This window comes from Calditrichota bacterium (assembly GCA_013151735.1).
Taxonomy (GTDB): Bacteria; Zhuqueibacterota; JdFR-76; order JdFR-76; family BMS3Abin05; genus BMS3Abin05.
In genome coordinates this window covers 1-12,095 of the sequence record JAADHR010000174.1, presented here as the reverse complement: position 1 = coordinate 12,095, position 12,095 = coordinate 1, and the positions used below count along the sequence as shown (strand labels likewise).

General features: G+C 46.7%; 15 protein-coding genes. 9 read left to right on the top strand and 6 right to left on the bottom strand.

What is annotated here, in order from left to right:
- Nucleotides 1-238: 238 nt before the first annotated feature.
- From elbB to GXO76_12140, 6 genes are all read right to left on the bottom strand, one after another.
- Entirely contained in the window at nt 239-982 is a 744-nt protein-coding gene (elbB, locus tag GXO76_12165) for an isoprenoid biosynthesis glyoxalase ElbB (GenBank protein ID NOY78614.1), read from the bottom strand.
- A gap of 268 nt (nt 983-1,250) precedes the next feature.
- The gene (locus GXO76_12160) at nt 1,251-2,072 is read right to left on the bottom strand and encodes a purine-nucleoside phosphorylase (protein NOY78613.1); all 822 of its coding nucleotides are present in this window, start codon (nt 2,070-2,072) and stop codon (nt 1,251-1,253) included.
- 18 nt (nt 2,073-2,090) lie between these two features.
- Entirely contained in the window at nt 2,091-2,771 is a 681-nt protein-coding gene (locus GXO76_12155; protein NOY78612.1) for a hypothetical protein, read from the bottom strand.
- A 20-nt stretch (nt 2,772-2,791) separates the two neighbouring features.
- Nucleotides 2,792-3,388 (bottom strand): DivIVA domain-containing protein, encoded by a 597-nt coding sequence (locus GXO76_12150; protein ID NOY78611.1) that lies wholly within the window; start codon nt 3,386-3,388, stop codon nt 2,792-2,794.
- 19 nt (nt 3,389-3,407) lie between these two features.
- Nucleotides 3,408-3,698, bottom strand: a complete 291-nt coding sequence (locus tag GXO76_12145; protein NOY78610.1) for a YggT family protein — start codon at nt 3,696-3,698, stop codon at nt 3,408-3,410.
- Nucleotides 3,699-3,767: 69 nt separating this feature from the next.
- A complete protein-coding gene (locus tag GXO76_12140; protein ID NOY78609.1) occupies nt 3,768-4,454 on the bottom strand; it encodes a YggS family pyridoxal phosphate-dependent enzyme in 687 nt (228 codons plus the stop codon).
- 169 nt (nt 4,455-4,623) lie between these two features.
- On the opposite strand from GXO76_12140, the gene GXO76_12135 reads away from it, so the two are divergent.
- From GXO76_12135 to GXO76_12095, 9 genes are all read left to right on the top strand, one after another.
- Nucleotides 4,624-5,337 (top strand): hypothetical protein, encoded by a 714-nt coding sequence (locus tag GXO76_12135; GenBank protein ID NOY78608.1) that lies wholly within the window; start codon nt 4,624-4,626, stop codon nt 5,335-5,337.
- 16 nt (nt 5,338-5,353) lie between these two features.
- On the top strand, nt 5,354-5,680 hold the full coding sequence (locus GXO76_12130) for a hypothetical protein (GenBank protein NOY78607.1): 327 nt from the start codon (nt 5,354-5,356) through the stop codon (nt 5,678-5,680).
- 243 nt (nt 5,681-5,923) lie between these two features.
- Nucleotides 5,924-7,195, top strand: coding sequence for a BamA/TamA family outer membrane protein (locus tag GXO76_12125; protein NOY78606.1), 1,272 nt, complete (start codon nt 5,924-5,926; stop codon nt 7,193-7,195).
- A gap of 61 nt (nt 7,196-7,256) precedes the next feature.
- Complete coding sequence (locus tag GXO76_12120) at nt 7,257-8,123, top strand: DUF4097 domain-containing protein (protein ID NOY78605.1); 867 nt, start codon at nt 7,257-7,259, stop codon at nt 8,121-8,123.
- A 19-nt stretch (nt 8,124-8,142) separates the two neighbouring features.
- On the top strand, nt 8,143-9,135 hold the full coding sequence (locus GXO76_12115; GenBank protein NOY78604.1) for a DUF4097 domain-containing protein: 993 nt from the start codon (nt 8,143-8,145) through the stop codon (nt 9,133-9,135).
- Between the two features lie 187 nt (nt 9,136-9,322).
- Nucleotides 9,323-9,988 (top strand): hypothetical protein, encoded by a 666-nt coding sequence (locus tag GXO76_12110; protein ID NOY78603.1) that lies wholly within the window; start codon nt 9,323-9,325, stop codon nt 9,986-9,988.
- Nucleotides 9,989-10,060: 72 nt separating this feature from the next.
- The gene (locus tag GXO76_12105) at nt 10,061-10,513 is read left to right on the top strand and encodes a hypothetical protein (GenBank protein ID NOY78602.1); all 453 of its coding nucleotides are present in this window, start codon (nt 10,061-10,063) and stop codon (nt 10,511-10,513) included.
- A 10-nt stretch (nt 10,514-10,523) separates the two neighbouring features.
- Nucleotides 10,524-11,168: a hypothetical protein gene (locus tag GXO76_12100; GenBank protein ID NOY78601.1), complete on the top strand. Its 645-nt coding sequence runs from the start codon at nt 10,524-10,526 to the stop codon at nt 11,166-11,168.
- Nucleotides 11,155-11,979: a DUF4097 family beta strand repeat protein gene (locus tag GXO76_12095; GenBank protein NOY78600.1), complete on the top strand. Its 825-nt coding sequence runs from the start codon at nt 11,155-11,157 to the stop codon at nt 11,977-11,979. The genes GXO76_12100 and GXO76_12095 overlap by 14 nt, the downstream gene beginning before the upstream one ends.
- The last annotated feature ends 116 nt before the right edge of the window (nt 11,980-12,095 follow it).

Below are 12,095 nucleotides of genomic sequence, written 5' to 3'. Positions count from 1 at the left end.
ACCCGCCGTAGAAAAAAGCCTACCCTTTTCACCAGGTACCTCCTTACATTTTTGTAGAGCCTATTTTTGTGTACTGAAAATATTGTATTAAAAATCAAAAAACGGGATGGCAAGCTCTATTCATCCTATGCCGATAATTGAGCAAATCCACCATAGCGTTAATTTGGAATTATTCCGCCAGACTTTTGACCGCGCTCCCTGCCGGAAAATCACGGGCGCTCCCGCTTTCAACCCGAATTTAGCGGGTCATTTTCAGGACCTGATTGACCAGGTTTTTGATCCCCTTTGCCACGCGGGCAATATTGGGCCCCAGCATATAGGCCGGCGTGGAAACCACCCTGTTTTTGGCATCCACGCAAATCTGGGTTACCGAGCGCACCTCCGGAATGCCCCCTAATTTCCGGATGGCTTCCATTGTTTTCTTATCCGATCCAATGGTCAGTTTGGGATGAAATTTTCCCAGCACCTTGGCGGCCAGAACAGGTGAAATGCAGATAAAACCCATAGGTTTTTTCGCGGCATGCATGGCCAGAATCAACTTTTGGACATCCGGATTCACCGAACAGTCGGTCCCTTTAAAGGCAAAATCGCAGAGATTTTTTGCCACACCGTACCCACCCGGCAAAATCAGGGCATCCAGCTCTTTTGCCGAAACCGATTTCACATCCCGGATTTTCCCCCGGGCAATGCGTGCGGCTTCCACCAGCACGTTCCGCTTTTCTCCGGGCATCACCTTACCGGTGAGGTGATTCACAACCTGTTTCTGGGGAATATTAGGCGCCATGATGATGGCTTTGGCGCCGGCCTGGTCAATCGCCAGCAGGGTGAGTACGGCTTCGCTAATCTCGGCGCCGTCCATCACGCCGCAACCGGACAAAATGACGCCAACGGTTTTGGGCGGTTGTGTTTTTGGTGTACTCCAGGCAAGGGTGAATCCAAGGGAAAAAAACAACGCAGCAGTAAAAAAATATCGCTTTTTCATGGTTCTCCCTCCTTCTTAATCTCATTTCCGGAACAAGATCTTGTTCCGGTCGTTCATGATGTTGATTCAGAACCACTTCATACGGCGGCAATGTGCAGGGATACAGGATATTTTTTACGGGTAGTGAAAAATTACTGGTTCGGCCTCTGAGCAGAGGAGGCTTTCGCGAGCATCGAACCGTAACAATGTTATGTATTTCAGCGTATCCGAAGAAACGTTCTTTCAGACCATGTTAAGCTGCGAGGGGAAAAAGATCGCGCAGGCAATTTTATAATCGTCCCACAACCCCCTTCATCAGGGCAATTAAACGCGGTTCGGCGTTGGAGGCCGCTTTCAATATCCTCTGGATGTTGACGGGCTCGAGGGCATCCGGCAAACACATATCCGTGAGAACCGAAAGTCCCAGTACGTTCATGCCGCTGTGAACGGCCACGATAACCTCGGGAACCGTTGACATCCCAACGGCGTCAGCGCCAATCGTGCGTAAGAAGCGGTACTCCGCCCGGGTTTCCAGGCTGGGACCGGTCATGGCAGCAAATACCCCCTTCTTCACAAAAAACGCGTTTTCCAAAGCCACTTTCTCGGCCAGGTCTATCAGCGATTTGGTGTAGGGCTCGGACATATCCGGGAAACGGGGCCCCAGCGACTCATCATTTTCACCAATCAGGGGGTTGTCACCCAATAAATTGATGTGATCGGTAATCAACATAATATCGGATAAGCTGAAAAGCGGATTGAGTGCGCCCGCCGCATTTGAAACCAGAAGCGTGTGTGCGCCGAGAGCTTTCATGACCCGTACCGGGAAGGTAATTTGTTTCATCGTATAGCCTTCGTAATAATGAAACCGTCCCTGCATGGCCATCACTTTTTTCCCCGAAAGATTCCCGAAAATCAACTTCCCCGCGTGAAATTCCACCGTGGAAATCGGAAAATGCGGAATTTCTTCATAAGAGATAACCGACTTTTTCTGGATTTCCCCTGCCAGCCCCCCCAGCCCCGTACCCAAAATAATCCCAACCTCCGGTGAAAAATCTACTCTGGTTTTCAGGAAATCCACGGCCTCCTGAATGTGCTGTTTTAATTCGGACATCTTCTGCTCCTTAACCCCTCATTCAGGCTTGTCTTTTTTCTTCAGTTCCTTTAACAATTTTTGGCGTTCCTTTTCCGCCTTTTCCTTTTCCGCTTTCAGGCGTTTCATCTCCAATTCCAGCTGTTTTTTGTGCGTCAATTCCTTTTTCAGTTTGACTTCGGCCTCTTTTTTCCGCCGATCCTTGATCGTCTCAATCGCCATTCCTGTATCGCGCCTGTGACCCAAATAAGAAAAAACCGCCGTACCCAAAATAGTCCCGCCTATCGAAATGGGGTTAATGGCCTTAAACGATTCGTCAGATGCCCTGGATACCAGAGAACTGCCAAAAAGGCTGACCCCAAAACTTAAGGCCGATCCCCCGATCGAATAGAGAATGAAATTTTTATGCCTTCTGGCCTGTGCAATTTCAGCGCGTGAAATCACATTCCCCGCCTCGTCATATACAGCGGGCAGCTTCTCTATCGAGGCAATCGCCGTTTTTTTCAAAATGCGTTTCGATCCCGTTTTTTCATCCAAAATTGTAAGCTGCTGAGCCTCCTTTTTTGTGATTACTCCAAGAATCGTTTTCCCGGATTTCAGGTGAATTTTCACCTCCTGATTCGAGTTGGCCGCATCGAAGGCTACCGGAATTGTTTTGGCACACTGCAGATTGACCATCAGAAACACAAATAAACCGAGAGATAATGCAAGTTTTTTCATGGGGCTTCTTCCTGATTTTTTTAAATGATAAATTGATCTGAAACGGATTTTTGAGGAGCCGAACCCGCTTCTGAAGCGGGATTGGATCGACCCTGACTGGTCCCTTTTGACGATGGGTTAGTCGTTCCATTCGTCGGTTTCCGGGATGTTTCGCCCGGCCACACAAAATCGTCCTTTTCCAGAATTTCAATTAATTCCAATTGGGATTGGATCAAATGCTTCAACTTACTTGTGAACGAATCCTTTTGGGATTTTATAAGCATCAGTTCATTTTTCATTTTCTCTAATTCTTTGTAGGCCTTTCCGATAATTTCATCCGCCTTCAGTTCCGCCTCCCGGATAATCATCTCTCCCTCTTTTTCGGAGTTGGCCCGCGCCCGCTTGATGGACTCCTGAGCATTCATCAGGGTTTCTTTCAATGTGTGCTCGACCTGCTGGTAATCTTTTAGCTGAGTTTGAAGCATGGTGACGTCTTCTTTCAGCCGGTTGCGCTCTTTGAGCAATTCTTCGTACTCGTCCGCAACCATCTCGAGAAAGGTTTCGACCTCCATGGGATCAAACCCACGCATGGTCTTTCGAAATTCTTGTTTTTTAATGTCTAATGGTGTAAGCCTCAAGAGAATTCCTCCCTGCCCTTTAAAGGGCATTTGCTAAATCAAATAAACTGCGTACCAGAAAGATTTGCAGAAAATACAGAGCCAAAAGAGCCACGAGAGGAGATAAATCAATTCCCATCGCGGGCAAAAATCGCCGGATCGGCGCCAAAACAGGCTCCGTAATGTTGTAAAGAAATCGCACCAAAGGGCTACGGGGATCGGGATGCACCCAGGAAAGAATGGCCTGAATAATAATCACCCAGATGTAAATGGAAATGGCGATATCCAGGATTTTCGCCGATGCCAGCAGTAAATTCCGAATAATGAACATCTAAATCTCCTCATTATAATAACAATTTTCCGATCAACAAAACGCTGTTCAACGTACCTTTTTTATGACTTAATTTCGGGGGCCAAAAATGGCGGTGCCAATTCGCACCATGGTTGCACCCTCTTCAATAGCCATTTCAAAATCATGCGACATTCCCATGGAGAGATGTTCCATTTCCACGCCTGCAATTTTCGCACGATTGATTTCTTCCCGCAGGCGCCGCAGGGTTTGAAAGCTTTCCCGAATCAGCTTTTCCTCGTCTGTAAAGGGGGCAATGGTCATGAGTCCCCTGATCCGGAGATGGGTAAAGACAGCGATTTTTTGAACCAGTTCCAGCGTTTCCGGAACGGGTACGCCATATTTTGTTTCTTCCGGCGAGGTTTTGACTTCCAAAAGAACGGGAATGGTTTTCCCCAGTCTGGATGCTTCCTGCTCTATTTTTTCAGCCAGCCGGAAACTATCCACCGACTGAATCCACTGGAATATCCTCAGGGCATGTTTTACTTTGTTTGTTTGTAAGTGTCCGATTAAATGCCAGGTGACCGGCCTCACATTCGGGAATTTTTCACGCGCTTCCTGCACCCGATTTTCGCCGATATGTGTTACCCCTGCCTCAATGGCTTCGTTCATGTGCACCGGAGAAACGGTTTTTGTCACGGCTACCAGCGTAAGTTCTTCCGGATTTCTTCCAGAACGCGCGCAAGCGGCTTCGATTCGCCCGCGAACAATCTTTAAATTTTCCGCAATTCTTCCCATAATTTTTAAAATTTATGTTTAAATCCATTAAAAATCAATAAAAATTTCACTTTTTTTATCGGGTACCGGATTAATTTTTTCATCAAAACACTTGATTTTGTCGCCAACAATCAATATTTTAAAAATGCTGTCGTCTATTTTTACAACGTTTCAGAAAAGGGATTTCCGGATGAAACCATGTCGAATTTCTTCGATCTCCACGCTCATCCTCGGATTGCTGCTTTTGGCCGGGTGTCAAAAATCCCAGCCCGAACACACATTTAACGGGCCGCCTGGCATTACGATATTAACTCCCACAGAAGGCCAGATTCTGCCGGATAACGATGTCAGGGTTACGTTCAAACTCCGTAATTTTGTGGCCTACGAGGGGGGAACGCACCTTCATCTTTTCCTGGATAACAACCCTTACGTTTCCTACGAGAAATCGGTGGAACCCTACACCTTTACAAACGTGCGCCCCGGGGCCCACGCGATTCGGATTGTTCTGACCCAACCCTCGGGTGAGAGCCTGAAAAATCCCGAAGCGTTTGCACTGGTTAATTTTTATGTGAAGAAGAAAACCGAAAAACCCCTTTTCGACCCCAACAAACCCATTCTTACGCTTAACCTGCCTCACTCAGGCTATTACAAGGGCTGGTTGAGTAATCGGATTGAATTCGATTTTCTGGTGAAAAACATCACGCTGCAAAAAGGGGGGGCTCATTTGCACTACATTCTGGACGGCCTGGCATACGATGTTTACACCGAAAAACCGATCTTCTGGGAAAATGCCCGGCGTATCGGGGAACACCATTTGACCGTGGAGCTGCTGGATGGAAATAATCAGCCCATTACAGGCAACCCTTTTCTGAAAGTAAAACGATCTTTCTTTGTCGTCGAATAAACTTAAGAGACTACCCATGAAACCCATTTCCACTGTTGTATTGCGAACTATTCAAGCCATTCTGGCCATTCTAATTCTTTTGAATGTGGCGGCCTATTTTTTAACACACAGTACCGGCTTCCTGTACATGCTTCTGGCTTATGTCTTTGTTCTTGGAATGAGTTTTTACCGGGCTGTGCGCGGCGTACAGGACAGCTTCTATGCCGGCATTTTGGGTGTGACCGTCAACCTAATCGATTACTACCGTCCGCATGTTCATGCCTTGGACTGGATTATTCTCGTGAATATTGTCCTTCCCTTTCTGCTCATCGTTGTCAGCTTTAGTACCCGGTTCAAACGGTAGGAAAATAAATTGGCCGTTTTCTCCTTATTGTCCCGATTGGTCTGCACACGCCCTGAACACCCGTATCCGCACCCTGAGCTTTCTGCTTTTGGAAAACAAACGGTTCATTTGTCCCTTTTGATTATCTCATGCCCGTTGCCCCCCTCACGAATTGCGCTCCACATTTTTGTAACATCTCGGCCAATTCGCCGTATTCTTAATTGAAAGTTCACGCAGATAAAACAGATGCATGGAGGCCATCCCATGATTGCAAAAACAGTACCCATTCTCTTTTCATTTCTTATAACCGGTATTTTTTTACCCGCTTCTCGCTCCGCCCGGGCTGAAATCGGATTCAAGGGCGTCGGTTCCTCACCCCATTTAACGTCCGTGGCCTATTCCGTCAATGACCCCTTGGCTTCCCGGCACACGTCACGCCGCCATCATCACAGACGTCATTTTGTATCAAAGAATTCCTTTAATTATCGCCTGTATTACAACCGGGTGGATGGTTTTCTCTTTCATTTTCGTTACGATGTATCACGCTATCGTTCGTTGGGATCGGGGGTGGCCATTCAAACCATGCTGGCCTACGGCACAGAAAGCAAGAGAATTCAATATGAATTTGGCCTTGAGCGCGGCTTTTTTGGAAAGCGTTTTCGCTTTGCGCCCGGGTTTGAGATTTACGATGAAACCTTTTCGGAAGACGAATGGATTATTTCAGCCGGTTTTGAAAACTCCCTGGCCGCTTTTTTTCTGCATGAAGATTTTATGGATTTCTACCGGTTACAAGGATATGGCGGTTACATCAAGCAAAACTTTTTTAGGGCACTGAAAGTAAAGGCCGGTTATTACGAAGAACATCACTCCTCCCTTCAGCGGCGAACCGATTGGGCCCTTTTGGGAGGACACAAAACGTTTCGCGAAAATCCGCCCATTCAGGACGGCAGCTTCCGAGGTCTGAAGGGGCAGCTTATCTTTGATACACGAGACAGCCGGCGGGCGCCGGAACGGGGCTGGTACCTGCAGGCCCTGGCCGAATATTTTCCAGATGATTTCACAAGCGATTTCCATTACCAACGATATATTTTGGACCTTCGCCGCTACCAACCGATTTCGGATGGTGAGGTGCTTCGATTCCGCCTTCGATTAGGCGATTCCCGCGGCGATCTGCCCGTTCAGAAGTGGTTTAGCTTTGGCGGAATCAGCACCCTGCGCGGCTACCGGTACAAATCTTTCAGGGGAACACGGATGGCCCTGGCCAATCTGGAGTATTTTTTAAACTGGGATGAAATCAACTGGAAACCGGACATCCCGCTTCTGGATGCCTTCAACCTGATTCTTTTTGCAGATGCAGGCACGGCCTGGAACCGATCAGAAAAGGAATTTGCGGATTTAACCTACAGGGATTTTGCCTCAGATGTGGGCATCGCACTTGCAAATTCCGACGGCCGGATACGACTCAATTTTGCAAAGCGTACCGACCGCGGTTTTAATGCCATGCGCATTACATTTCGCCTGCGGCAGCCCTTTTAGTCCATTTTGTAGCATACCGTCCAAGGCGAAATGAGACCATCAATCGAAGGGAATACTGGCTATGAGAAAAAGAACGGCTTTCTACAGCGCAGGTCTTCTGCTCGTGTTTTTGCTGCCTAATCTTGTTCTGGCAAGGCAAACAAAATCAAAAAAATACGTCTTTGACGTTACGTCCAATAAATTACTGGTTGCCCGGTTGGACATCGATATCTCTTCTGATTTTCGCATCCGGCCCAATCCAGACTCCAGGCAAATTATTGTGGACATCACTTACAATCCCGAAAAAATGGATGTGGATGCCGACTTCGATTCCAGCAGCAACCACCTTTATGTTTCGGTTGATGTTGAAGGATGGACCAAGGGTTTTAAGAATGATGAAGACAGCGGCACGTGCACTGTTTATTTCCCACTTGGAGTTCCCATCGAGCTAAACAGCACCTGCAAGGCAGGCGAAATTAATTTCGATCTCGGAGGATTGTCCATCGAAAATGTTGATCTGCGCCTGGCAGCCGGTACAGCCAACATTCGATTCCGAGAGCCCAATCCGATACAGATGGATGATTTGAGTATCGACGGAAAAATCGGTGAATTGGACCTGCAAAAATTGGGAAATGCGGGGTTTCAAACAGCGGAAATCAGTACGGCGATCGGCGAACTTTCCATCGATCTGAGCGGAAGCAAAAAGATTGATTTCTCCCAGGATGTTACCGTAGATGTAAAAATTGGAGAAACAAATTTGACCCTGCCGGAAGATCGCCCGATCAAGCTGAGAATCAGCAAATTTCTGTTTCTGTCCCAGTCCGAAATTCCTGATGAGTTTGAACAGCATGGAGGCATTTATATCCATGGCGACGTAAAAAACGCAAAGAATCTTCTCTACCTCAGAATTTCACCGGGGTTGGGCGCTTTGAATATTGACTGGGAGTAACCGAAGGAGAATTTTTCCCATGAAACGATTTATTCCGGGATTTATATTGGTCTTCCTTCTTTGTGCAGCGATTTTACCGCTGCAATCCGCCGAAAAGACACAAACATTTACCAGGACCTTTCCATTCAAAAATGGAGGCAAACTCATTTTAAAGGCCGGTGACGGTCACGTTTTTGTCACCGGCGGGAAAACACAGGAACTTTCCCTCAAAATCACGAAGCGGGTCTATGCGGCATCGCAGGCAAAAGCCCGGACTATACTGAACGCGATTACGATCGATATCCGGCAGCAATTTGATCGAATTCAAATAGAAGAAAACAGTCCGAATAGAAATTTTTCTCTTTTCGATATTTTTTCACCGGATTTCTGGAAAAACCGATCCCTTCGAATCGAAGTGGACTATATCCTAACCGTTCCTCCAAAAACACGTCTAAACCTAAAAACGGATGACGGGGACATAACCATTCGAAACGTCGCTGGAGAGATCCAGGCCAAAACAGACGACGGGACCATAAAAATCCGAAACTGTTCTTCAGGAACTCTCTCCCTGTCATCTGATGACGGCAATATGCGGATCAGCCAAATTCAATCGGGAAAAAAATCGTTGAGCCGACTGTTTTTTGAAAGTGACGACGGACAAATCGTCATTAAACACAGCAGATTCGAGAAGATTTCCGGAGAAACAGACGACGGAGATGTCTACATCGTGAATACCGCCGTACACACTCTTGACATTTCCACGAACCAGGGAGATGTAGAGGCCGTTGTATCGTCCCAAAAGGAACCCGTGTGGCGCATTCAAACCGATGAGGGGGATATGTTACTGGTGATACCGGAATCGCTTTCAGCCAAGTTAAATATGTTTACCAACGAGGGGACGATTTCGTCCGATTTTGATTTTCCCATTAAAAAACAAGACGATGGCATGGCCTGTCAAACCGAGTTAAATGGTGGCAATGGAAACATTAGCCTCCATACTCAGGAAGGCGATATTCAAATTGAAAAAGAGTAAACCGGCTGCCGCTGCAAAACGTCTGAATAAAGCACCTATGGGGGAACGGAAGCTCAGATTCGAAAAACAAAGACCAAACAGGGCTTTTTTGCGATTTTCAGAATCCGGGACAAAAATGGTTTCGTGACACCGTTTAACTGATTTCATTCTGGCGATTCAATTCTCATTCTTTGGAGGAGGAGATTCTTTGAAACAGCCAATCCGTCGATTGGGTTTGATAGTACTCGCACTTTCTTTGGGACTTTTGACCGGTTGTTTTGACTATTCACAAAGAATTGTTCTTTATCCCGACGGTTCCGGTACGCTGGACGTTCAATACCGCGCCCCCATTAATAAGCTTCTGGAGGTAGGTGATCCGCGGTTTCCGACCCAGCCTTACGAAATTCAAAGAATCATTCAAAAGAATTACACCTCGCGCACCGTCCATCTGGACAGCCTGAGAATTGACAGGAGAAGTCATTCAATCAGGGTATTCGCCAGGTTCTCTTTTCAAAACATCTCCGATTTAAACGCATTGCGACAGTTCAAAAATCAGGAATATCGGCTGATAAATAACGGGAATCAATTGACTTATGAACAAATTGTTCACATGACTTCGAAGGATTGGATTCAGGGGAGCACCCTTTTCGATTCCGGTATTCGACTGGCTTTTAAAAGGGATATGACCCAAAAGATTAAGGTCCGGTTTGAGGTTCAGATGCCGTCTCCGATTGATTCGACAAATGCTTCGTATCAAATTGCCCCGCGCCGGGCCGTGTGGCATTTCCGGCTTTCAGAGCTATTAAAAAAGGGAACAACCCATTTGAAGGCCGCATCCCGAAAACAGCGAACGCATCCGAAGGCCGTTCAATAAATTGGGTGATTCGCCCCAGAGCAAACCCCGGGGATAAACCCTTAACGAGCATTTATGCGGAGAGTTTCAAGCATGACAATCATTTCAAGAAAGGCGCTTCTTTCTTTTGCACTTTTCGTTCTTGTGGGACTGATTTCCTGCACCCAGATTAATTCCGGTGGCGGAGACGTGACCGCCCCCGATTCGAATCAGCCCTACATCATTGAAAGCCTTTTGTGTTCCTCTCTGGACGAAAACAATCATCCGGTAGGCATTGCCACCGATTTCCCGGCAGGTTATTCGGTTTACCTCTGGGTTCACTGGGCAAATGTGAAGGGAAAACACACGGTATCGGTTTACTGGTACGATCCCAACGGCGAGGAACAGCATCGGCAAACCCTGTCGTTTGATACCCAGGAAAATCATCAGATCACGTATTTTTATATTGAAACCTCTTCAAGCGCCACGGCCGGGGAATGGCTGGTTTCCCTTTTCCTGGATGGCCAATTTGTGCGAAGCCTTGCATTTGACATCATCAATAATTAGAGAGGATTTTATGGAAAAGGCACCGACCATTACCTCCGTTTCCATTCAGAAATGGCTGCGGGAAAGCTGGATGCTCTTCAAACAGGAACCCGGGATTCTGCTTCTGGCTTCCTTACTCTACTTTATTCTTATGGCCACCATGAACTCATCATCCCGGGAAAACCACTCCCTTTCCCTTTTCTGGCTGCTGCTGCAGGGGCCGTTACTGGTTGGATTTTACGCCCTTTTTTTTGAGATCATGCGCACAGGGCACGCCAATTTTGCCACCTTTTTGCAGGGATTTAATGTGTACGTTCCGGCTGTTATTGCCGGCATTCTATTGATGACTTTTTCCATGATAGGCTATGTCTTTTTCATCCTTCCGGGCCTGTTAATTGAGGCTCTTTTTATTTTTACATATCCGCTTATTCTGGAGAAAAAAATGGGCTTCTGGGAAGCCATGATGGCCAGTAAAAACGTGACAAAATCCTTTTTGTTTGAATTCAGCGGATATATTCTTTTAAAATGGATTTTGTATTTGGTAGGAATGATGTTTTTCGGAATTGGACTTATTTTTGTATTCCCCTGGTTTGTGGGAAGTCTCGCCGTAGCCTATCGGGATATTTTTGGACTCAATCAAACCATAGAGGAAGGAGATCTCAATGAAATCATCTAAAATCCTTACATTTCTGACGGTAATCTTCATCATGCTTCTGACTGTTGCAGCCAGTCAGGCAGAGGTGAAATTAAAAGAAACAACGGTGCGCCTCTTCCCATTGGCACCCAACGGAGACCTTTCGATCTCAAACATTAATGGAGAGATTCAAATTGAGGCCTGGGACAAGGATTCGGTAAAAGTGGCTGCAGAAAAGATCATTCGGGCCTCCTCCAGGGAAAAGGCACAGGAATATCTTAAGGCCTTCAAAATCGAATTTGAGGCCGGGAACGATTTTCTGACCGTTAAACCCATTTTCCCGAAACACACCGGTGAGGGCTGGAATTTCTTCGACTGGATTTTTGGAACCGGATCCCGGGTTCATGCAACGATTAATTTTCACCTCTGGGTTCCCCGGAAAAGCAACATCGAATCGTCCTCGGTAAATGGTTCCACACGAATCGCTGGCGCAACGGGTGAAATTGACGCAAAAGGAACCAACGGGCGGATTGTTTTGAATGGCGTGAGCGGGGATATTTCCGCCGAAACCGTGAATGGCAGCATCAAGGCCCGGATTCTGAATGGAAACCATTTGAACACACTTGTTTTAAAAACCATTAACGGTTCCATCACGGCAGAACTCCCCGGAACAACGGGCGGACATATTGAGCTTAAAACGATCAACGGCTCGATTGAATCGGATTTTCCGATCGTATTCACCGGGAAAATCTCCCGTCACAAGATGAAAGGCCGTTTCGGAAAAGGGCATTCACGTGTTCAATTAACCACTATTAACGGGGCCATTCATGTCAGGAAATTATCTGAAAAATGATCCTGAAAACAATTTTTGGGATACCCGACCGTTCCTTCACAATCAGGGATTTCCGAGCAGGTGATTTGTCATCGAATTTTTCAGGTGTCGGTTCTTTCTGAAATTCTTCCGCAGCA

Excerpts from the sequence above, each read along its gene's own strand:
- GXO76_12135 (NOY78608.1), top strand. The coding sequence starts at position 4,624 with ATGAAACCATGTCGAATTTCTTCGATCTCCACGCTCATCCTCGGATTG.
- GXO76_12125 (NOY78606.1), top strand. The coding sequence starts at position 5,924 with ATGATTGCAAAAACAGTACCCATTCTCTTTTCATTTCTTATAACCGGT.
- elbB (NOY78614.1), bottom strand. The coding sequence starts at position 982 with ATGAAAAAGCGATATTTTTTTACTGCTGCGTTGTTTTTTTCCCTTGGA.
- GXO76_12105 (NOY78602.1), top strand. The coding sequence starts at position 10,061 with ATGACAATCATTTCAAGAAAGGCGCTTCTTTCTTTTGCACTTTTCGTT.
- GXO76_12115 (NOY78604.1), top strand. The coding sequence starts at position 8,143 with ATGAAACGATTTATTCCGGGATTTATATTGGTCTTCCTTCTTTGTGCA.
- GXO76_12160 (NOY78613.1), bottom strand. The coding sequence starts at position 2,072 with ATGTCCGAATTAAAACAGCACATTCAGGAGGCCGTGGATTTCCTGAAA.
- GXO76_12140 (NOY78609.1), bottom strand. The coding sequence starts at position 4,454 with ATGGGAAGAATTGCGGAAAATTTAAAGATTGTTCGCGGGCGAATCGAA.
- GXO76_12095 (NOY78600.1), top strand. The coding sequence starts at position 11,155 with ATGAAATCATCTAAAATCCTTACATTTCTGACGGTAATCTTCATCATG.
- GXO76_12100 (NOY78601.1), top strand. The coding sequence starts at position 10,524 with ATGGAAAAGGCACCGACCATTACCTCCGTTTCCATTCAGAAATGGCTG.
- GXO76_12145 (NOY78610.1), bottom strand. The coding sequence starts at position 3,698 with ATGTTCATTATTCGGAATTTACTGCTGGCATCGGCGAAAATCCTGGAT.
- GXO76_12120 (NOY78605.1), top strand. The coding sequence starts at position 7,257 with ATGAGAAAAAGAACGGCTTTCTACAGCGCAGGTCTTCTGCTCGTGTTT.
- GXO76_12155 (NOY78612.1), bottom strand. The coding sequence starts at position 2,771 with ATGAAAAAACTTGCATTATCTCTCGGTTTATTTGTGTTTCTGATGGTC.
- GXO76_12130 (NOY78607.1), top strand. The coding sequence starts at position 5,354 with ATGAAACCCATTTCCACTGTTGTATTGCGAACTATTCAAGCCATTCTG.